This window comes from Sneathiella sedimenti (assembly GCF_017313765.1).
GTDB classification, from domain to species: domain Bacteria; phylum Pseudomonadota; class Alphaproteobacteria; order Sneathiellales; family Sneathiellaceae; genus Sneathiella; species Sneathiella sedimenti.
On the sequence record NZ_JAFLNC010000001.1, the window covers coordinates 621495 to 641789 of the forward strand.

Annotated in this window: 22 protein-coding genes; 20 read left to right on the top strand and 2 right to left on the bottom strand. The window is 53.1% G+C overall.

The genetic code is table 11. From position 1 onward, the window contains the following. Positions 1 to 16: 16 nt before the first annotated feature. Both J0X12_RS03005 and ddpX read right to left on the bottom strand, forming a co-directional pair. Positions 17 to 1054 carry a polysaccharide deacetylase family protein gene (locus J0X12_RS03005; RefSeq protein ID WP_207042065.1) on the bottom strand — a complete coding sequence of 346 codons (1038 nt, stop codon included), beginning with the start codon at positions 1052 to 1054 and terminating at the stop codon, positions 17 to 19. A gap of 6 nt (positions 1055 to 1060) precedes the next feature. Beyond that, positions 1061 to 1651, bottom strand: a complete 591-nt coding sequence (gene ddpX / locus J0X12_RS03010; RefSeq protein ID WP_207042067.1) for a D-alanyl-D-alanine dipeptidase — start codon at positions 1649 to 1651, stop codon at positions 1061 to 1063. Between the two features lie 92 nt (positions 1652 to 1743). Between ddpX and tsaB the strand changes: the two genes are divergently transcribed. From tsaB to rpsO, 20 genes are all read left to right on the top strand, one after another. Further along, the gene (gene tsaB, locus J0X12_RS03015) at positions 1744 to 2448 is read left to right on the top strand and encodes a tRNA (adenosine(37)-N6)-threonylcarbamoyltransferase complex dimerization subunit type 1 TsaB (protein ID WP_207042077.1); all 705 of its coding nucleotides are present in this window, start codon (positions 1744 to 1746) and stop codon (positions 2446 to 2448) included. 12 nt (positions 2449 to 2460) lie between these two features. Beyond that, positions 2461 to 2919 carry a ribosomal protein S18-alanine N-acetyltransferase gene (rimI, locus tag J0X12_RS03020; protein ID WP_207042086.1) on the top strand — a complete coding sequence of 153 codons (459 nt, stop codon included), beginning with the start codon at positions 2461 to 2463 and terminating at the stop codon, positions 2917 to 2919. A 143-nt stretch (positions 2920 to 3062) separates the two neighbouring features. Further along, the gene (locus J0X12_RS03025) at positions 3063 to 3476 is read left to right on the top strand and encodes a Ros/MucR family transcriptional regulator (protein ID WP_207042087.1); all 414 of its coding nucleotides are present in this window, start codon (positions 3063 to 3065) and stop codon (positions 3474 to 3476) included. Between the two features lie 96 nt (positions 3477 to 3572). Beyond that, a complete protein-coding gene (locus tag J0X12_RS03030) occupies positions 3573 to 4058 on the top strand; it encodes a Fur family transcriptional regulator (RefSeq protein WP_207042089.1) in 486 nt (161 codons plus the stop codon). Between the two features lie 21 nt (positions 4059 to 4079). Further along, positions 4080 to 4862 (top strand): lysophospholipid acyltransferase family protein, encoded by a 783-nt coding sequence (locus J0X12_RS03035; protein ID WP_207042092.1) that lies wholly within the window; start codon positions 4080 to 4082, stop codon positions 4860 to 4862. Between the two features lie 162 nt (positions 4863 to 5024). Further along, a complete protein-coding gene (gene miaB / locus J0X12_RS03040; protein ID WP_337925136.1) occupies positions 5025 to 6386 on the top strand; it encodes a tRNA (N6-isopentenyl adenosine(37)-C2)-methylthiotransferase MiaB in 1362 nt (453 codons plus the stop codon). Positions 6387 to 6394: 8 nt separating this feature from the next. Further along, on the top strand, positions 6395 to 7435 hold the full coding sequence (locus tag J0X12_RS03045; protein WP_207042095.1) for a PhoH family protein: 1041 nt from the start codon (positions 6395 to 6397) through the stop codon (positions 7433 to 7435). Positions 7436 to 7442: 7 nt separating this feature from the next. Then, the gene (gene ybeY / locus J0X12_RS03050) at positions 7443 to 8021 is read left to right on the top strand and encodes an rRNA maturation RNase YbeY (RefSeq protein WP_207042103.1); all 579 of its coding nucleotides are present in this window, start codon (positions 7443 to 7445) and stop codon (positions 8019 to 8021) included. Then, positions 8018 to 8938, top strand: coding sequence for a hemolysin family protein (locus J0X12_RS03055; protein WP_207042106.1), 921 nt, complete (start codon positions 8018 to 8020; stop codon positions 8936 to 8938). Before ybeY ends, J0X12_RS03055 begins: the two co-directional genes overlap by 4 nt. After that, positions 8935 to 10512, top strand: coding sequence for an apolipoprotein N-acyltransferase (gene lnt, locus J0X12_RS03060; protein ID WP_207042108.1), 1578 nt, complete (start codon positions 8935 to 8937; stop codon positions 10510 to 10512). The genes J0X12_RS03055 and lnt overlap by 4 nt, the downstream gene beginning before the upstream one ends. 111 nt (positions 10513 to 10623) lie before the next feature. Next, complete coding sequence (locus J0X12_RS03065) at positions 10624 to 11046, top strand: helix-turn-helix domain-containing protein (protein ID WP_207042111.1); 423 nt, start codon at positions 10624 to 10626, stop codon at positions 11044 to 11046. Positions 11047 to 11176: 130 nt separating this feature from the next. After that, positions 11177 to 12346, top strand: a complete 1170-nt coding sequence (gene metK, locus J0X12_RS03070; protein WP_207042112.1) for a methionine adenosyltransferase — start codon at positions 11177 to 11179, stop codon at positions 12344 to 12346. A gap of 10 nt (positions 12347 to 12356) precedes the next feature. Then, a complete protein-coding gene (gene trmB / locus J0X12_RS03075; protein WP_207042114.1) occupies positions 12357 to 13046 on the top strand; it encodes a tRNA (guanosine(46)-N7)-methyltransferase TrmB in 690 nt (229 codons plus the stop codon). Between the two features lie 111 nt (positions 13047 to 13157). Next, positions 13158 to 13697: a ribosome maturation factor RimP gene (gene rimP / locus J0X12_RS03080; protein ID WP_288905065.1), complete on the top strand. Its 540-nt coding sequence runs from the start codon at positions 13158 to 13160 to the stop codon at positions 13695 to 13697. Between the two features lie 33 nt (positions 13698 to 13730). Further along, positions 13731 to 15296, top strand: coding sequence for a transcription termination factor NusA (nusA, locus tag J0X12_RS03085; RefSeq protein ID WP_207042116.1), 1566 nt, complete (start codon positions 13731 to 13733; stop codon positions 15294 to 15296). Between the two features lie 22 nt (positions 15297 to 15318). Further along, entirely contained in the window at positions 15319 to 15912 is a 594-nt protein-coding gene (locus J0X12_RS03090; protein ID WP_207042118.1) for an RNA-binding protein, read from the top strand. Positions 15913 to 15914: 2 nt separating this feature from the next. Further along, positions 15915 to 18605: a translation initiation factor IF-2 gene (gene infB, locus J0X12_RS03095; protein ID WP_207042120.1), complete on the top strand. Its 2691-nt coding sequence runs from the start codon at positions 15915 to 15917 to the stop codon at positions 18603 to 18605. Positions 18606 to 18649: 44 nt separating this feature from the next. Continuing rightward, positions 18650 to 19039: a 30S ribosome-binding factor RbfA gene (gene rbfA / locus J0X12_RS03100; protein WP_207042122.1), complete on the top strand. Its 390-nt coding sequence runs from the start codon at positions 18650 to 18652 to the stop codon at positions 19037 to 19039. Between the two features lie 7 nt (positions 19040 to 19046). Next, a complete protein-coding gene (gene truB / locus J0X12_RS03105) occupies positions 19047 to 19943 on the top strand; it encodes a tRNA pseudouridine(55) synthase TruB (protein WP_207042124.1) in 897 nt (298 codons plus the stop codon). 15 nt (positions 19944 to 19958) lie between these two features. Next, positions 19959 to 20228 (top strand): 30S ribosomal protein S15, encoded by a 270-nt coding sequence (rpsO, locus tag J0X12_RS03110; RefSeq protein ID WP_207042133.1) that lies wholly within the window; start codon positions 19959 to 19961, stop codon positions 20226 to 20228. The last annotated feature ends 67 nt before the right edge of the window (positions 20229 to 20295 follow it).

Sequence of the window (20295 nt, forward strand, 5' to 3'; positions counted from 1 at the left end):
CTCATTTTGATTGCTATTATTTCGGGATGTAAAAGAGAGATCCGAACCAGCGCCAGCGTCGATCCGGTCCAAGAAGAGTACAATTAATTCGGCCCCGGCCGGGCTTGAAGTCGGCTGTCAATCGTATCTCGATCCGCGCATCGCCGATTTTTTCGATCGGGACGGCCCCGCCTGTCTGGTTGGAGGAAAAACACGAAAGGCCGCTGAGGTTACCGTAATCCTCGGCAATGGTGAAACCGAAATTGGGAGGATTGCGCTTCAATACATTATCAGATGGCGTCACATCCGTTACCCGCAAAGGCAAGGCATTCGCGGCCAACCGAAAACGCCCGATACCACCATAATTCTCGCTCATGGCAAACCGCGGCAGTTCAAGACGGTCATGGCCGGAATAGGAAACACCGGACTGTTGGCCAAACGCGGCCTTGAAGCCAATTTTGCGAATTACGGCTTTCACCTCATTCCCATACTCGCCGTAAGGATAGGCGAATATGGCAGGCACAAACCCCAATTCCTCCTGGTACCGTTCACTCGCCAGATTAATATCTGCTTCAATTTCTTGCGGGCTCATTAGGGGTAGATGCGCATGAGCATAGCTATGATGACCGATATGGACGCCCGCATCACGCAGCTCACGGATCTGGTCCCAGGTCATGTAGTCGGCGAACTGCTTGTCCACTCCCTCGACGGCGACGAAAACCGTGAACGGCAAATTCGCGTCCCGCAATATCGGCCAGGCAACATTGTAAACAGAGGCATAGGCGTCGTCGATTGTTAGGGCGACAGTACGATCGGGCAATTCTTCGCCTTTCTCAAGACGATCCACAATCTCATTGAGCGGCAAAACAGTATACTCACCGTTCTGGAGTTCCTGAACATGTTCCTTAAACTGTTCAACGCGAATATTTGTCGAGGTGTATTGATCTTCCCCGAACCGATGATACATAATCACGCTGGCCCAGTCGGCCGCCAGTGCGGGGCTGCCCCCCAAAACCGCGACGGCTGATAATATGACGCACAGTATGCGTATCTTTACTTTTAACATCTGTCCCATGGCACCCTATTCCGCCTCTGAAAGACCGGCATGCCCCATCATCCGGCTGCCGGCTGCCTTGTCCGAGAGGGTAGGATATCGGCGGGGTCTAAACAATTGGTAATGCCACCATTCATTCCGATAAAAATCCCAGCCCGCCGCCGTCATCACTCCCAGAAGCACGGCCCGGTTCCGCTGCGCTTCGGCCGAAATATCGCGCGCACCATGATACGACGTGGGCGTCATTGCATCAAACCCGGTCCCCATCTCCAGCTCCCGTCCCGCGCTGTCGATCAGCGTAAGGTCGATTGCCGCCCCGCGTGAGTGCGGCGAACCATTACTTGGCCTGGAGAGAAAATCCGGATTCGGAGTATGGTCCCACAGCGCCTGTACAGCCTCAGTCGGACGAAAACCATCAAAGAGCTTGAACCGCAGCCCGATATCCGCCGCCAGGTCCACGGCCCGGCGCAGATTGTCTGCGGCCTCTAGGTTCAAAAAGCAGGCACTTCGCCTGTATACAGCCGCGCCGGTAAAATTATTTGTTGTCGCGTAACGCAGATCAAGTTCGACATTGAATTCTTCGGCGGTTATTTCGGTTAAGTTCGCATTTAGGGGCATCTTGAACCTGTTGACTTGAAATCACGCGGCTTTGAGCGTAACACTCTCGCCTCACGGTGACCCTACATGGCTGGATTACGGAAGGCAATATAATGAAGATATTGGCATTTGATACCGCACTAAATGCCTGCTCTGTCGCCGTCGCCGACGGGACAACGATCCTCGCCCGGAGTCATGAGAAACGGCGGCGCGGTCATGCGGAAGCCCTGATGCCAATGATAGAGGCTCAACTTCAGGAAGCCGGGTTTGGTTACGGGGATCTCGATCTGATTGCGGTAACTGTCGGACCAGGTACTTTTACAGGACTCAGGATCGGGCTTGCCGCCGCTCGTGGAATTGGCGTTGCCGCCAAAAAGCCGGTTATTGGCATTACCACGCTCGAGGCGCTTGCCGCTGCCGTGCCATTCCCCGCCACTAATGGTCGTCCGGTAATTGCCACGGCAGATGCGCGGCGCGGGGAAGTTTACATACAGGCGTTCAAGCGACTGGAACAGGGCGAAATCATCTCCCCCCTCTCTGCTCCCGCTGCAATTAGGACAGAGCAGGCACTGGCGACACTTGATACAGAACAGGCAATCCTCGTCGGTTCAGGTGCCTCGCTGCTGGAAAGTATTCCCAATTTTGACTCCGGAAAATACAGCATCCTCGATTTGTCCGACGACCCGGATGCTGTCCAGTTGATCCACCTGGCCGTCGCACGCGGTTTGCCGGCAGATGGCTTGCCGGCTCCTGCCCCGCTCTATCTCCGCGCTCCGGACGCAAAGCTACCCGGCGGAATAGACCCGACGGCCGGGTGATAGAGACGATCCATGAAGGAAGACGCCATATTCATCGACTTCTTTACTGGAAAATCCATGGCGCCGCTTGCGGCGGCAATGCATGCCCGGTGTTTCTCAGAGGCATGGAAGGAAGCCGACTTTATCTCCGCGCTCGATATACCGGGGACCCTGCTGCAAATTCTCAGCATCGCCGAAGAACCCGCCGCCTTTTCACTGTATCGCATTGTAATGGATGAAGCGGAGATACTTACCCTCGGAACCCTGCCCGAATTTCGCGGAAAGGGAATTGCAGCGCATCTTTTGTTCTCTGGTTCCGAGAAACTGAAAGTATCCGGTGTTTGCTGCCTTTACCTTGAAGTCGGTTCACGAAATCTGGCCGCGCAACGTCTTTATACTAAACAGGGATTTAAAGAGATTGGGCGTCGGAGAAATTATTACAACCACGGCGGGAAGCCGGAAGATGCAATTATGATGAAAAATCGTCTTTAACCTATAAAAGGATAAAAAAACACCAAGTTGGAATAAATGTTGGCTTATAATATTTTTTTTCTTTATTCTATTTTATATTTCGTTGTCGTTCTTATATTGATTATACACTTTAAGTCATCCGATATTGAAGGAGGTTTATTACAATGTCCGAAAAAATTGAAAAGCTGGAGCTTCTTGCTCTGACTACGGATATCGTTACCTCACATTTGTCCCGCAACCCGGTCGACACCGGGGAAATTTCATCTTTAATTAATGATGTATATAAAACTCTTTCAACCATTGGTGAGGCCGCCGAGGAGGAGGAAAAGCCAGAGCCGGTAGTCGCCATCCGCAAATCCGTACATCCGGATTACATTATTTGCCTGGAAGACGGGAAAAAGTTGAAAATGCTCAAGCGCCACCTCAAAACGTCATACGACATGACACCGGACGAATACCGGGAGCGTTGGGGCCTCCCCGCCGACTATCCAATGGTCGCCCCCAATTATGCCGAACAACGCCGTAATCTTGCAAAGAAGATAGGCCTTGGTACGCGGCGCAAGAAAGTAAAGAGCTAAGTAATCTCTACTTTCGCTGGCCCTAAAAAATAATTCGTATAAAATCAGTTTTGCTGACAATTAATCAGCAGTGATAGAACGTTAACAGAGGTTCATATGCCTACCCGTTTGGAACAAATCTGCCTTGACAAGGGCTTGCGGATGACTGAGCAGCGCCGCGTAATTGCGCGCGTACTTTCGGAGTCGCAGGATCATCCGGATGTTGAGCTGGTATATAAACGGGCCTCGGAGATTGATGATACAATCAGTATTTCCACAGTCTATCGTACCGTACGCATGTTTGAAGAAAACGGCATACTGGAGCGTCACGACTTCGGCGACGGCCGCGCCCGTTATGAGGAAGCCTCTGAAGATCATCATGACCACCTGATCAACGTGCAAACAGGTCAGGTAATTGAGTTTACCAGCGACCAGATCGAAGAATTACAGAAGAAGATTGCCAAAGAACTTGGATTTGAGTTAATTGACCATCGGCTTGAACTGTATGGAAAGCCACTGTCAAAGTCCGCAAAAGGGAGCGTATCTCCCGAAGAATCGGTCGTAAATATCAAGCAGACGATCCACAGTAAGAAATTCGATTAATGATCCCGTGCATTTCTGTTTATGAGTAATATCCGCCCAATCCTTACCGTGTTGGCCGTCTTCTGTTGGGCGGGCGTACTGGTTCCCTTTCAGTTGATCGTCCTGCTGGCCTTTAAGCGACATAAATATCGCATCCCGCAGCTTTTCCACGCCGGGATTTGTTGGCTGCTTCGGGTCAAGGTCGTCGTTTCCGGCAAGATTGAGCATGGTGATCCGACCTTGTTCGTGATCAACCATATTTCCTGGCTTGATATTCCTGTGGTCGGTAAGGTGGTTCCGGGCAGTTTTGTCGCCAAGAAGGAAGTGGCGGCTTATCCACTTGTCGGGGCGATCTCAAAGCTGCAGCAGACGATATTTATTGAGCGCACCCGGCCCGCCATCAAGGGCCATAAAGGGGAGATGCAAGAACATCTTGAAAATGGCGACAATCTGTTCCTGTTCCCGGAAGGCACCTCGTCGAACGGGATAATTATCCAAAACTTCAAGAGCGCGTATTTCGGTCTTGCGGAACGGGAGATCAACGGCCGTCATCTTCTTGTGCAGCCCGTTACAGTTGCCTATAGCAAATTAAACGGGATTCCCCTCACCCGCGGCACAATGAGGATCGTTGCCTGGGTTGGCGATGAGGAATTACTCAGCCATATCTGGGCGTTTTTAAAACGGGGCACGATAACGGCGGAGTTGCGTTTTCACCCGCCGGTGACGATTGACGACTATGATTCTCGAAAAACAATGGCGAGTGACTGTCAATTGACGATCGCGAAGAGCCTCAGTCGGGCGCTTACGGGTCGGGAAGAACCTTAATGTCAAACAATTCCGGGAAAAATGCGCGTTTGACAATTTTTCCCGTGAATTACAGCCCGTGCTTCTCTATTTGTCATATAACTGCTAATTTACTCATGATAAAGAACGGTTTTCCAGACTGACGGACAAGATCTTCAGAACCGGTGAGGTTGACAAGGACGCGTGAACAAAAAACTCTATATATCGACATATGGCTGCCAGATGAATGTTTATGATTCAGCCCGCATGGCAGATCTGATGGCCCCTCTTGGCTATACCCTGACTGATAAACCCGCTGGTGCGGATATGGCGATCCTCAACACCTGCCATATTCGGGAAAAAGCGTCTGAAAAGACCTTTTCCGAACTCGGGCGCCTGCGCAATCTGCGGGAGGACAGGAAATCCCGCGAGGAAGGCGATATGATCATCGCGGTGGCCGGATGTGTCGCACAGGCCGAAGGCGCGGAAATCATGAAACGTGCGCCCTATGTGGATATGGTGTTCGGACCGCAGTCCTATCATCAGCTTCCGGAGATGGTGGCAAAGGCAACCCGCGGCGTCGGCCATATTCTGGAAACGGAATTCCCGCTTGAACCGAAGTTCGACTTTCTTCCAGAAGAGGCGATTGACAAGAATCTCAGCGCTTTCCTCACTGTTCAGGAAGGTTGCGATAAATTCTGCGCCTTTTGTGTAGTGCCTTATACCCGGGGAGCAGAATTTTCACGTCCGGCGGCGGCAATCATTGACGAAGCGAAACGTATGGTCGCGGGAGGAACCCGGGAAATAACCTTGTTGGGGCAGAATGTGAATGCCTATCATGGTGATGGGTTAGACGGAAAACCCGTCAGTCTCGCGCGGCTGATATACCAACTCGAGGAGATTGATGGGCTTGACCGATTGCGTTACACCACGTCCCATCCACTGGAGATGACCGAGGAACTTTGCCGCGCTCATCGTGATGTGGACATTCTCATGCCTTACCTTCATCTGCCTGTCCAGGCTGGTTCCGACCGCATTCTCGCGGCGATGAACCGGCGCCACACAGCGGACGAATACCGGCGTATCATTGACAAGCTGCGTCATTATCGGCCGGATCTGGCATTATCTGGCGACTTCATCGTCGGATTCCCGGGTGAAACGGATCAGGAGTTTGAGGCCACTCTTAAACTGGTGCGTGATGTCGAGTATGCGCAAGCTTACAGCTTTAAATACAGCCCACGCCCAGGAACCCCGGCGGCGGCACTTGACGATCAGATGGTCGAAGAAGCGGTAAAGTCAGAACGTCTTGCCCGGTTGCAGACGCTTCTGAACGAACAACAGCTCGCTTATAATCAAACCTTTGTCGGCAAGGAAGTTGACGTCCTGCTGGAGCGGGAAGGAAAACGTGAAGGACAGCTTGTCGGTCGTAGCCCCTTTATGCAGTCCGTCTTCGTTCCGTCACCCCCCCACCGCATTGGGCGCATTGCAACTGTCATTGTACAAGAGGGAAATGCTAACTCTCTACGTGGCGAATTGAAACCCGGCAGTGTCGCCGACGCGGCATAGGAACAAACGTGGCAAAAAATCAATCAAGCTCGAATTCTCCAAAATCCGAACCCGACAAGAACAACGCAACCATTCTTGAATTTGATGACAATCATTTGCTTGCCCAGCTCGTCGGGGAGCATGATCGTTATCTTGCGCGGATCGAACAGGGCCTTGATGTCTCTGTTGCTTCACGCGGAAACAAGATGGCGGTGTCCGGCAGCAACTCTGCAAAAGCCGCGGCAAAAGCTGTTTTGCTCGATCTTTATCAACGGCTTAAGAAGGGCCTGGATGTGACGGAAGGCGAGGTAGATGGTGCCATTCGGATGGCAAACAATGCCCCCGCTGAAGATGGGAGTCGCGGTACGGTCTCCGGCGAAAGCGGGATGATTGTTACCAAGCGACGGCGGATCACGCCACGCTCCACCAATCAGGGGGTCTATGTAAATTCCTTACGCACACACGAGCTCGTTTTCGGTCTCGGGCCGGCTGGTACCGGCAAAACCTATCTTGCGGTTGCGAATGCGGTCGCCATGCTGATCGAAAACAAGGTCGATCGGCTGATTTTGGCGCGCCCTGCCGTTGAAGCCGGTGAAAAACTCGGCTTTTTGCCAGGGGACATGCGCGACAAGATAGATCCTTATCTGCGTCCGCTTTATGACGCACTCTACGACATGCTTCCTGCCGAAGAGGTGGTCAAGCGACTAGAAAACGGTGAAATTGAAGTCGCGGCCCTTGCCTTTATGCGCGGGCGAACCCTTTCAAATGCGGCAATCATCCTAGATGAGGCACAGAACACGACACCGGTGCAAATGAAGATGCTGCTCACCCGTATGGGCGAAAACTCCCGCATGGCAGTCACCGGCGATCTCAGCCAGATAGACCTGCCACTTGGCATGCGGTCCGGATTGCATGAGGCGGTCGAGATTTTAAAAGGCGTCAAAGGCGTCGATTTCATCAATTTCGGTGAATCCGATGTTGTCCGTCATCCGCTGGTTACCCGTATCGTCCGCGCCTACGGCGAACATGACCGGGAAAAGCAGCTGGCACTGAAGGCCCGAAAATCCTGATGCGCTGATGGAAGACCTGCCCTTTACTATCGATCTTGCGACAACAATCTCTGACTCGCCGTGGCGGGAGACTGTTCCTGACATCGACGATCTGGCGGCAGAAGCCGTACGTGCAACTCTTCTCTCAGTCAGCCCGGAATTCCGCCTCACACCAATAGCCGGCGCACCCAAACCGACCGTGGAAATCAGTCTTGTGTTCACAAATGATGCGGACATCCACGCTTTGAACAGGGATTACCGTGACAAGGACAAACCGACAAATGTCCTTTCTTTTCCGGACACACCACTTAACCAGACGGAGCTTGCGAACGCCGTCTTGATGGGGGAGCCGCTGCTGCTTGGTGATATTGTCATGGCTCGGGAAACTTTAATCCGAGAGGCCAAAGAGCAAAGTAAAAGCTTCCGCGATCATTTGACGCATTTGCTGGTACACGGCGTTTTACACCTTGCCGGTTTCGACCATATGGAAGAAAATGAGGCGGAAAAGATGGAAAATCTTGAAATCATGATCCTGCAAAGCTTACATATTCCTAATCCCTACGAGCTTTCCGATCAACCGCGACAGGAGATCCCTGACAAAAAATGACCGAAAATGTGTCGAGTGACAGTCTTCCCGAAACACCGGAAGATCCGACAACACCAAAACCCACAAATGGTGTCCTGAATATGCTCAAGCGTGTCCTGGGGATGGGGCAGCAAACCGATCGAAGCGTCCGCTCAACGCTGGAAGAACTGATCGAGGAACATGACGATCCAGAACAATCCATAAACGCCACTGAAAAATTGATGTTGACCAATATCCTGAGTTTTAGCGAACTCAACATAAGTGATGTATTGGTACCCCGCGCCGATATCGAAGCGATCGATGCCAACTCGACATTGCATGAGGTGGTTGAGCGGTTCAAGGAAACAAGCCATTCGCGCATGCCCGTTTACAACGAGACGCTGGATAACGTGACCGGCATGTTCCATATCAAGGACCTGATCAACTTCTGGGGAAAGAAAGACGGTGGCGACTGGTTGAATTTCCGTCGCGAGATTTTATTCGTTCCACCCTCAATGACGGTCCCGGATCTCCTGCTTAAAATGCGGGCAACACATATCCATATGGCGGCCGTGGTTGATGAATATGGCGGGATCGACGGTCTGGTCACCATCGAAGACCTGGTTGAGGAAATTGTCGGTGATATTGAAGACGAGCATGATGAGAAAGAAGGCCCGCTGATTGTCGTCGGGGCGAATGGCATGCTTGAGGCCGACGCACGTGCCTCGATCGAAGAACTCGAAGCGCTCGTTGATATGGATTTGCTTCCCGAAGAGGAAGACGATGAAGTGGATACGGTCGGAGGACTTGTTTTTCAGCTTGCCGGCCAGATTCCCGCGCGCGGTGAAATAATCTCCCACTCGGACGGGCTGGATTTTGAAATCATTGACGCGGACCCCAGAAAAGTCAAAAAGGTGAGAATTCGCCGCCGCCCACCGGAAGCGGAACTGGCTGAATGACAGCCCTGAATAGCTGGGTCTCAAACCTATCCGGATTCAAGAAATACCTTCTTGCGTTTGTTCTGGGAACGCTCATTGCTGCCGCACTGCCCCCGCTTAACCTCATCTTCCTGCTACCAGTCAGCTTTACCGGCCTTCTTTGGATATTGGGCACGTCAACAACACGCAGACAGGCCTTTCTTGCAGGATGGTGGTTCGGCTGGGGACAGTTTATTGCCGGCCTATACTGGATTGGTGTCGCCTTCACGGTGGATGCAAAGACGCATGCGCTTTTGATGCCGTTACCCGTTCTTGTTCTTCCGGCGATTCTCGCTATTTTTTCCGGCTGTGCGACTCTCGTCACGCATATGTCCAAGTCTCATTCGCTCGCAAGAATATTTATCTTCAGCGGCGCCTGGATGGCGCTTGAATATGTCCGGGGCGTGATTTTCACGGGCTTCCCTTGGAATGTTATTGGCTATAGCTGGAGCGGCATTCTGCCCGTTCTCCAATCAACGGCGTTTATTGGGGTTTATGGTCTAACCCTGCTCACGATTTTTGGAAGCTCCCTACCCTCACTCTTTGGGGAAGCCAACACCTCCCGAAAAACGGCTGCCTTTCCACTTGCCACCACCGCCGTGATTTTCGCCATTCTTTATGGTGTTGGCATCGCACGCATTCCGTCAAGCGCTACAGAAAACTTCGACGACGCGACCTTGCGTATTGTCCAGCCGAATATTCCGCAAAGCGATAAATGGAAACCGGATCTCCTCCTTGAACATTTACGCAAAATTGTCAGGCTTAGCCTTTCAGAAGAAGGGGCTACCCCACGATACTTTATCTGGCCTGAAACGGCTGTGCCTTATTACCTGACCACAACAAAGCAGTTGCAGAAGGAACTGGCGCAGATTATCCCCCCGGGTGGGGCCATCGTAACCGGCGCCCCGCGTCGCGATCCGGTTGTCCAGCAATATTGGAACAGCTTGCAGGTTCTGGGGGAGGCCGGAGATATACTGGATGTTTATGACAAGCAACATTTAGTGCCTTACGGCGAGTATATGCCCCTTCGCTCAATCATGGTGGCGACGGGCCTCTCCAAAATCATTCCTGCCCTCGATCAGATGTCGGATTTCGCGACACCGGACAGTTCTGCTAAGAAAGTGATATTTGTTCCAGGCCTGCCACCGGCACGTGCGCTGATCTGTTATGAGATTGTCTTTCCTTGGGAAATTGCCTCCGAAACAGCCTTTTCCTGGATACTCAACATCACCAATGACGGATGGTTTGGTACAACGTCGGGCCCCTACCAGCATTTCGCCATGACGCGCACCCGCGCTATTGAACAGGGCGTCGCAGTCGTGCGGGCGGCAAACACAGGAATATCGGCAATAATTGACCCCTATGGCCGGGTTCCAGCAGAGCTCGCCCTCAATGACACAGGATACCTCGACGGAGGGCTGCCCCTGCCGATTCCAGAACGGACGCTGTATGCACGCCATGGTGAGGCTATCCCGATAGGCCTAGTATTCGCCTTTTTCGCGATTGGAATTGTATTACACCGCCGGCTGCGGAAAAACACGGGCTTGCCTTCTTGACTAGGTTTTTCTTTGACGATACTGATTAAAAAACAACTTGAAGGTTTAGAAGTGCGAAGTGTTAGCACGTTAAGTTTATTTTCGAACCGCCAGATATTATGAGGGATATAGATGCCAAATCATCCGGTGGATGTGCATGTAGGTAGTCGGCTTCGAATGCGCCGGACGCTGCTTGGTCTTAGCCAGCAAAAACTGGGGGAAAAGCTTAGCCTTACGTTTCAGCAAATCCAGAAATATGAGCGCGGTGCAAATCGTATCGGTGCAAGCCGCTTGTTTGAACTCAGCCGCATTCTAGATGTAAAGCCCGCTTTCTTTTTCGAAGAAATGCCAACAGGAAGTTCCTTGCAAGTCGCGGGCATTCAGGACCCGGCTGATGAATTCGAGCATGAATTTCTCGGAAAGCGCGAGACACTGGAACTTGTTCGTGCTTACTATAAAATCGATAATATGGAAGTTCGCAAACGTGTCTTCGATGTCATCAAGGCATTGGCCGCTGAAGAACCGACCAAAGACACAACTGGGTCGAAGATTTAAGCCAGAACGCAGATTTTCTTGACCGTCACTTCGATTTTGATAGAGTGCGGCTGATTTTCAAATCGGGCGGTCGGCGCCGTCCCCTTTGGCCTCCACTAGGCGCCATTGACTAAAACAAGAGGATGTTCGCGTGCCAAGCAAAAATTTTCTTTTCACCAGTGAATCGGTATCGGAAGGGCATCCTGACAAGGTTTGTGACCGGATTTCAGACAGCATTGTCGATTTATATCTTTCGGAAGACCCGTTTGCCCGCGTCGCCTGCGAAACGCTGACCACAACGAACAGAATTGTGCTCGCCGGTGAAGTTCGCGGGCCGGCCAAGATCACGAAATCCCTGATTGAGGAAACCGCCCGTGCTGCTGTCAAGGACATCGGATACGAACAGGACGGTTTTCACTGGAAGAATGCGGCAATTGACGTGTATTTGCATGCACAATCCGCCGACATCGCACAAGGGGTGGATGCTGCGGGGAACAAGGATGAAGGGGCTGGCGATCAGGGTATCATGTTCGGCTATGCGGTAAATGAGACGGATGTCCTGATGCCCGCACCTATTTATTATTCCCACAATATTCTAAAAGCGCTTGCGGACGCCCGCCACAGCGGCGCGGAAAAAGGCTTGGGGCCGGATTCGAAAAGCCAGGTCACGCTGGCCTATGAAAACGGAAAGCCCGTGCGCGCGACCTCGATTGTTGTGTCCACACAGCATGATGATGGACTGGATACAGACACTGTACGGGAGATCGTCCGCAACTATGTCGTCGACGTGCTTCCAGACGGCTGGATGTGCCCGGAAGAGGAATTCTATGTCAACCCGACTGGCAAGTTCGTTATTGGCGGTCCGGACGGGGATGCAGGTCTGACAGGCCGCAAGATCATCGTTGACACCTATGGCGGTGCCGCTCCTCACGGCGGCGGTGCTTTTTCAGGTAAGGATCCGACCAAAGTCGATCGCTCTGCGGCCTATGCGTCGCGCTATCTCGCCAAGAATGTTGTCGCGGCCGGCCTTGCAGACCGTTGCTGCATCCAGGTGTCCTACGCTATCGGTGTTTCCAAACCGCTATCGCTTTATGTCGATCTTTACGGCACGGGTCAGGTTGACGAGGACAAACTCGCAAAGGCCCTGATGCAGGTTATGGACCTGAGCCCGCGCGGCATTCGGGAGCATCTTGGCCTGAACAAGCCGATCTATGCACGAACCGCCGCCTATGGCCACTTTGGGCGGACGCCGGATGCGGATGGTGGTTTCTCCTGGGAGAAAACCGATCTTGTGGATAGCCTGAAATCCGCGCTTTCCTGAAAGCCTGATTATGTCAGACCGGCAGGTGAAAGGCGGACGTATCCTCTATGGTCGGCGTCGGGGAAAGCCACTGCGCAAGGGCCAGAAACGTCTGATCGAGTCCTGCCTGCCGGAACTGGCAATTCCTCTGCAAGCAGACCAGATTGATCTTCCCAGCCTCTTTACGGGATCATGCCGCGCGTATTGGCTGGAAATCGGTTTTGGCAGCGGAGAACATCTGGCCTGGCAGGCGAATGCCAATCCGGATATCGGCTTTATCGGATGCGAGCCTTTCATCAATGGCGTCGCGACCCTGCTTGGAAAACTTGAAGAGAGTGGCGCCAAGAATGTACGGCTGCACAACGACGCCGCAGAGCAGTTAATCGAAAAACTGCCTGACGCCAGCATTGAACGGGCCTTTATTCTATTTCCGGACCCATGGCCGAAAAGCGGCCATAAGAAACGGCGATTCGTCTCAAAGGAAAATATAGAATCTCTTACCCGAATCATGAAACCCGGCGGGGAGCTTCGAATCGGCACTGATCATGAGGATTACGGTGCCTGGATTCTGTGGCACATGCTGAAATCTGACAAATTCACCTGGATTGCCGAAAATTCAGCAGATTGGCGGGAACGAGGCGCGGATTGGCCACCAACGCGCTATGAGATGAAAGCGGTCGAAAAAGGGTTGCGGCCTGTCTACTATCGATTCCGTCGCTGATAGGCCTAATCCATGGCGCCAAAGTAAATAAAAAGCTTGGCTTTGCTGGCATCTCAGCTATTATAGGTGTATACATACTGTTCGCTCACCGTCAGGATGAGCATTTGAACGGTGGGCCTTTGGCCCGCTGTTTTTTTATGGTTTGTCACAATTGCGAGAAGTACCCTGAACGCGATCGAGAAAATAGAAGATCTGATTACGCCGCCCCTGAATGATATGGGCTATGAAGTAGTGCGTATACGCCTGACTGGAAACGATAAAAAGGTACTCCAGATTATGGCGGAAAAGCCTGACGGGACCATGACTATCGAGGGTTGCACGGAAGTGAGCCAGATGGTTTCGGCGTTGTTGGACGTAGAAGACCCCATACAAGGTGCCTATGATCTTGAAGTCTCTTCTCCCGGTATCGACCGGCCGCTTACACGGCGCAAGGATTTTCAGCGCTGGTCAGGATTTGAGACAAAAGTGGAGCTGGAAGAGGCTGTTGACGGCCAGCGCCGATATCGCGGGACGCTGTTGGGCCTCGAAAACGATATGGTCGTAATGCAGCTGGATGACGGCAGCAGACTGGAACTGCCTTTCTCGGAGGTGAGGAAGGCAAAATTGATTTTGACAGACGAACTGATCGCAGCGAGTACCCGTCGCGATTAAATCGTTAACATGTTTTTGGACGGACATTTGGTCATGGAAAACGCAGCTAGTTTAAACCGCCTGGAATTGTTGCAAGTCGCAGATGCGGTTGCGCGAGAAAAGGTCATCGACCGGGACATCGTTCTGGAAGCAATGGAAGAAGCCATCCAGAAAGCGGCGCGCGCCAAATACGGTCATGAAAATGACATTCGCGCCAATATTGACCGGGGAACGGGAGAAATTCGTCTCGCCCGCATCCGCGAAGTTGTCGAGGAAGTCGAAAACGAGGCAACTCAGATTACGGTTGCCGATGCCCAGCCAGAAAAAGAAGGCGCGGCTGTTGGCGACCTGCTGGTGGATCCGCTGCCGCCAATCGATTTTGGCCGCATTGCCGCCCAGACAGCAAAACAGGTTATCGTACAGAAGGTCCGGGAAGCGGAGCGTGAGCGCCAGTATCAGGAATACAAGGATCGCGTCGGAGAGGTTGTCAACGGCATCGTCAAACGTGTCGAGTATGGCAATGTGACGGTTGATCTTGGCAAGGCCGACGCCGTTGTCCGCCGCGATGAAATGCTGCCACGGGAAACCTTCCGGCAGGGTGACCGCATTCGCGCCTATATTTATGATGTGCGGCAAGAACCGCGCGGTCCGCAAATTTTCCTTTCTCGCAGCCATCCTCAATTCATGGCCAAGCTGTTCGGTCAGGAAGTGCCTGAAATCTATGACGGCATCATCGAAGTGAAGGCAGTAGCGCGCGATCCCGGAAGCCGCGCGAAAATTGCTGTTCTTTCCAGCGACCCGAGCATTGATCCGGTAGGCGCCTGTGTGGGTATGCGTGGTTCTCGCGTGCAAGCGGTGGTCAACGAGTTGCAGGGCGAGAAGATTGATATCATTCAGTGGTCGCCCGATCAGGCAAGTTTCATTGTCAATGCATTGGCGCCCGCGGAAGTCGCGAAAGTCGTGCTTGATGAAGATGCAAACCGTATCGAGGTTGTTGTCCCTGATGACCAGCTCTCCCTCGCCATAGGCCGGCGTGGACAGAATGTCCGGCTTGCCTCACAGCTTTCCGGCTGGGATATCGATATCCTGACCGAGGAAGAGGAAAGCAACCGGCGCCAGGCTGAGTTTACCGAACGCACACAAAACTTCATGACTGCCCTTGATGTGGACGAGACGATTGCCCAACTATTGGCTTCTGAAGGATTTACCTCCGTTGAAGATGTCATGTATGTGGATGTCAGCGAAATCGCCGAAATCGAAGGTTTCGATGAGGAAATCGCGGCAGAACTCAGCAATCGGGCCCGGGAATATGTCGAACAAACAAATTCCGAGCTGGAAAAAAAGCGGCAGGAAATGGGTGTCAGCGATGACATCGTGAATTTACAGCTCCTGACGCCTGCCATGATTGTCGCTTTGGGTGAAGCCGGTGTTAAGGAACTGGATGACCTTGCAGACTTGGCCGGCGACGAACTCATTAGCCCGGAAGACGGAATTTTACGCGAATTCGGGCTGACGGCAGATGAAGCGAACCAGATTGTAATGGCTGCACGGGCGCATTGGTTCGAAGACGAAAATGCCGTTGTGGACGAAGAAGCCGAGGAAGAAATTTCAGCCGATTGAGGCAACAGGCGGAGAAGTAGACTTGAGTGATCCGCAGCGCCGGTGTATAGCCACTGGACAAATACGGGAAAAAGAAGCACTACTTCGCTTTGCAATATCGCCTGAAGGTCAGTTGGTTCATGATCTAGGCTTTAACTTGCCTGGGCGCGGAATCTGGGTAAGCTGCGATGCGAATGCAGTTGAACTGGCAGTTAAAAAGAAGCTGTTTGGCAAGGCGGCGAAGCAGTCTATGGCTGTACCGGAAGATCTGGTGAAGGCAATTGACCAGTCCCTGGCGCAACAATGTCTGTCCCTTATTGGACTCGGACGTAAAGGCGCACTGGTGACTGTTGGATTTGCCAAGGTCGAGAAGGCGCTGAAATCGGGTAAGGCGACATTGTTGATCGCCGCCTCCGATGGAGCTGAAGATGGACGACAGAAGCTCAAGCGGATCGCTGGACCGCGGCCAGTGATAGAAATATTCAGCGGCGCCGAGTTAAGTCAGGCGTTGGGTTTGGAAAATGCAGTCCATGCCTGTCTGACAAGCGGTGCCCTGTCGAAAAAGATTTTGACGGCGGTTTCCCGACTAAAACAGTACCGGGGCCAAAGCAATTTAAATACCGAAGTGTCGGAGTAAGAATGACTGAGACAAATGACAAGGATGGGCGTAAGGCGCTTAGCCTGAATAAACCGTTAGAAGCGAAAAAGTCTGCTGGCGGCAATAGTCAGGTCCGTCAGAGCTTTACCCATGGCCGCTCCAAGACGGTGCAGGTGGAAGTGCGGAAAAAGCGCAGCACCCTTGGCCTTGGTAACCAGAAACCCGCTGTGGCCAAACCTGCTGCGCCGACGGCCGCGAAGAATACTCTTCATGTGGCGAAACCTGCGCCGGGCAAGAAAAAATCCGCCGATACGCCAAAATCCAGCGCCTCGAAAGAGACGGCAGATTTTCTGACAAACGACGAGAAAGCAGCGCGCATGGCGGCGCTTGAACTTGCCCGTGAGCAATCCTTGCGCGATGCAGCGGAGCGAAAGGCCCGCGAGGAAGCCGAAGCCAAAGAGAACGCGCTAAAAGCAGCCGAAGAGCCCCAAACCGAGGACGACTCAGCGAATGAGGCGGAAGCTTCTGCCGAACCCGTTAAAAAGCCGAAACGTCGCTCCCCTGAAGAAAGACGACGTGCCGAAGAAGAAGAGGCCCGGCGGTTGTTGGAAGAGGCAAATGTGACAAAAAATGCGCAGGTTGCCGTCCATCGCGAGAAAGTCAAGTCATCTGCGAAGGATGAAGAGATTCGGCGTGAAGCGAAGGCACCACCACCTCGCAATTTGCGGACTGTTGAAGGGGATGCCCCGGCGGGCAATGATCTCGCCGGCGGACGCAAGAAAACGACGAAGAACGCACGTGGCGGCGAAGAACGTCCCACGCCCACCCGCAAGCCCAATGAGCAACGACGTCGTTCAGGCCGCCTGACCATCGGAGAGGCGCTTGATGATCGCGGACCGAAACAGCGGTCCCTCGCGTCTATCCGTCGTGCCCGCAAGAAGCAGCAACAAATGGCTGAACCGCCGCAGAAAATTTTCCGCGAAGTCACCATTCCGGAAGTTATCTCCGTGCAGGAACTTGCCAACCGCATGTCCGAGCGTTCGGTCGATGTCATCAAGGCCTTGATGAAGCTCGGGATTATGGCGACAGCCAACCAGACCATCGATGCCGATACGGCTGAACTGGTCGTTGATGAACTTGGCCATAAAGCACGCCGAATTGCCGAGTCCGATGTTGAAATCGGCCTGGGTGGCGAAGAAGAGGATTCTCCCGAGGATCTACAGCCCCGCGCCCCGGTTGTGGCCGTCATGGGCCATGTGGACCACGGCAAAACATCTCTTCTGGATGCTCTTCGCAAATCTGATGTCGTTTCAGGCGAAGCAGGCGGGATTACCCAGCACATTGGCGCGTATCAGGTTACTCTCGCATCCGGCGAGGTCATCACCTTCCTGGATACACCAGGTCATGAGGCCTTTACGGCCATGCGTATGCGCGGTGCACAGGTCACTGATATAGTTATTCTGGTTGTTGCCGCTGACGACAGCGTGATGCCTCAGACGATTGAGGCCATCAAGCACGCGAAGGCAGCCGGTGTGCCCATTATCGTCGCCATTAACAAATGCGACAAGCCAGCAGCAGATCCGAACAAGGTGCGGCAGGAATTGCTCCAGCATGAAATCTTCGTCGAGGATATGGGCGGCGACGTTCTGGATGTGGAAGTGTCCGCGAAAACCGGTGCCGGCCTGGACAAATTGCAAGAAGCAATTCTTCTGCAGGCTGAAGTGCTGGAACTCAAGGCGAACGCAAACCGCTCCGCTCATGGTACAGTTGTCGAAGCGAAGCTGGAAACCGGTCGTGGTATGGTTGGCACGGTCCTAGTGAAGCGCGGCACACTGCATGTCGGCGACTATTTTGTGATGGGCCCGGCGATGGGCAAGGTTCGCGCTCTGCTCGACTATCGTGGACAAAATGTCCAGGAAGCTGGCCCCTCCGTCCCGGTCGAGGTTCTGGGTATTCAGGGCACACCAACAGCAGGCGATGATTTCGTTGTCACCGAGACCGAAAGCCAGGCGAAGGAAATCGCCACCTATCGTCAACGTATGGACAAGGACAAGAAGGTTACGGCAACGGCGCGTGGCACGATCGAACAGATGTTCAGCGCCATCAAGGAAGGCACCGCTGATGAACTGCCGGTCGTGATCAAGGCGGACGTTCAGGGTTCTGCGGAAGCGATTACCAGCGCCCTTGAAAATCTTGGCACCGATGAAGTTGCGGTGAAGGTACTCTTGTCCGGTGTTGGCGGTATTACCGAATCCGACGTTTCCCTTGCAACGGCATCGCGGGCGATCATTATCGCCTTCAACACACGCGCCAACAAGCAGGCGCGCGAAGAAGCCGAAAGCCAGGGCATCGATATCCAGTACTACTCGGTTATCTACAATGTCATCGACGATATGAGGGCAATGCTTTCGGGTATGTTGGCGCCGACCCTGCGGGAGAACTTCCTCGGCTATGCGGAAATCCGCGAAGTCTTCAATATTTCGAAGGTCGGGAAGATCGGCGGTTGCATGGTTACCGAAGGCAATGTCAAGCGCGGTTCCAAAGTACGGTTGCTGCGGGATGATGTAGTTATTCACGAAGGAACGCTGTCGACACTCAAGCGCTTCAAGGACGAAGTCAAAGAGGTTAAATCCGGCATGGAATGCGGAATGGCGTTCGAGAATTATCACGACCTGAAGGTTGGCGATTTCATTGAATGCTTTGAGGTCGAAGAAGTGGCCCGCGAACTCTAGGGCCCCTTTGAACAGTATCGCGTAAATTCGCGGGAGAATTTCTCATGGCACAGTCGAAACGAGGTCCCAGGACCGCGAGCAAGCGGCAGTTACGCGTTGGCGAAGAACTTCGTCATGTCATCGCGGAGATTCTCTCGAGGGACCTGATTCACGATCCGGATGTTGCCGGCGCGTCCGTCACGATCTCGGAAGTCAAGCCAAGCCCGGATATGCGGAATGCCACTGTCTATGTCACCTCGCTTGGCGGGGTGAACGAGGAAGCGGTCATTGCCGGGCTTAACCGAACGGCGGGCGTCATTCAGGGAGAGATGGGGCGCCAGCTCACCATGAAATTCACACCGCGGCTGGTTTTCAGGAAGGATGACTCCTTCGCATATGGCAGCCATATCGACGAGCTTATTCGCAAGAACCAGTCTCCAGAAGATTCAAAATAGAGTCCTAATGGCACGAAAGCGGCGCGGTCTCCCCATCCATGGATGGCTCAATATTGACAAGGATGCCGGCCTGAGTTCCGCACAGGTGGTAGGCCGTGTCAAACGGATCACAAATGCGGCCAAGGCTGGTCATGCCGGGACTCTGGATCCCTTCGCAACCGGCATATTACCCATCGCACTTGGTGAAGCGACAAAAACAGTCAGTTATATTACTGACGACAGCAAGGACTACCGCTTTACGGTCCGCTGGGGAGAGAAGCGCAATACGGATGATATCGAAGGGGCGATCGAGTCAACATCCGACAGACGACCAACCCGCGATGAAATTATGGCAGTACTGCCCGCCTTTACGGGCACTGTTTTGCAGCGTCCACCCGCCTTTTCGGCAATCAAGATTAACGGAGAGCGCGCCTACAAGCTGGCGCGTGCCGGTGAGGATCTTGATATGCCGGAACGAGTGGTCCATATACAGACCTTGGGGTTGAAGGAAATCGTAGATAGCGATCACGCCATTTTCGAAGTGACCTGCGGAAAGGGCACTTATATTCGCTCCCTCGCCCGCGATATTGCGGTAAAACTGAAGACTGTTGCGCATTTGTCAGCCCTTCGTCGGATTCGTGTAGGTCCTTTTTTGGAAAAGGATGCGATTTCGCTGGATAAGTTGGCAAAGCTGTGGCAGTGTCCCGCAGAATTTGTGGGCTTGCTTCCCCTTACGACCGCGCTGGACGACATCCCGGCACTGCCCGTAACGGGACCACAGGCAGAGCGCTTGCGGCACGGCAATGACGTAGCAGTCCCAAATCAAGCAGACGGTTTTGTCTGTGCAATGGACGGAAACATCCCGATCGGTATCGCGAAAATCGAGGCTGACCGGTTATTTCCTGTCCGGATTTTTAATATTTGAACCTAGGAGAACCCGATGTCGATCACTGCAGAACGTAAAGCAGAGCTGATCAAGGAATATGCGACAAAAGAAGGGGACACCGGCTCCCCTGAAGTACAGATTGCCATTTTGACCGAACGGATCGGCAATCTCACGGATCATTTCAAAGAACATAAAGGCGATGTGCATTCACGCCGCGGACTGCTGAAAATGGTCAGCCGCCGCCGTCGTCTGCTGGATTATTTACGGAAAGTCGAAGAAACGCGTTATCAGGAAACAATCAAACGCCTTGGAATTCGTAAATAGAAATAAGATGCGCGGATCTGTCATACGGACCGCACACCCAACAAACGCCGGTGTCTGCCTTGGGCTC

Coding starts and splice junctions, on each gene's coding strand:
- J0X12_RS03065 (WP_207042111.1), top strand. CDS start 10,624: ATGCCAAATCATCCGGTGGATGTGCATGTAGGTAGTCGGCTTCGAATG.
- J0X12_RS03005 (WP_207042065.1), bottom strand. CDS start 1,054: ATGGGACAGATGTTAAAAGTAAAGATACGCATACTGTGCGTCATATTA.
- J0X12_RS03055 (WP_207042106.1), top strand. CDS start 8,018: ATGACCGAAAATGTGTCGAGTGACAGTCTTCCCGAAACACCGGAAGAT.
- rpsO (WP_207042133.1), top strand. CDS start 19,959: ATGTCGATCACTGCAGAACGTAAAGCAGAGCTGATCAAGGAATATGCG.
- truB (WP_207042124.1), top strand. CDS start 19,047: ATGGCACGAAAGCGGCGCGGTCTCCCCATCCATGGATGGCTCAATATT.
- tsaB (WP_207042077.1), top strand. CDS start 1,744: ATGAAGATATTGGCATTTGATACCGCACTAAATGCCTGCTCTGTCGCC.
- J0X12_RS03035 (WP_207042092.1), top strand. CDS start 4,080: ATGAGTAATATCCGCCCAATCCTTACCGTGTTGGCCGTCTTCTGTTGG.
- trmB (WP_207042114.1), top strand. CDS start 12,357: ATGTCAGACCGGCAGGTGAAAGGCGGACGTATCCTCTATGGTCGGCGT.
- J0X12_RS03025 (WP_207042087.1), top strand. CDS start 3,063: ATGTCCGAAAAAATTGAAAAGCTGGAGCTTCTTGCTCTGACTACGGAT.
- lnt (WP_207042108.1), top strand. CDS start 8,935: ATGACAGCCCTGAATAGCTGGGTCTCAAACCTATCCGGATTCAAGAAA.
- nusA (WP_207042116.1), top strand. CDS start 13,731: ATGGAAAACGCAGCTAGTTTAAACCGCCTGGAATTGTTGCAAGTCGCA.
- ybeY (WP_207042103.1), top strand. CDS start 7,443: ATGGAAGACCTGCCCTTTACTATCGATCTTGCGACAACAATCTCTGAC.
- J0X12_RS03030 (WP_207042089.1), top strand. CDS start 3,573: ATGCCTACCCGTTTGGAACAAATCTGCCTTGACAAGGGCTTGCGGATG.
- infB (WP_207042120.1), top strand. CDS start 15,915: ATGACTGAGACAAATGACAAGGATGGGCGTAAGGCGCTTAGCCTGAAT.
- rbfA (WP_207042122.1), top strand. CDS start 18,650: ATGGCACAGTCGAAACGAGGTCCCAGGACCGCGAGCAAGCGGCAGTTA.
- rimI (WP_207042086.1), top strand. CDS start 2,461: ATGAAGGAAGACGCCATATTCATCGACTTCTTTACTGGAAAATCCATG.
- ddpX (WP_207042067.1), bottom strand. CDS start 1,651: ATGCCCCTAAATGCGAACTTAACCGAAATAACCGCCGAAGAATTCAAT.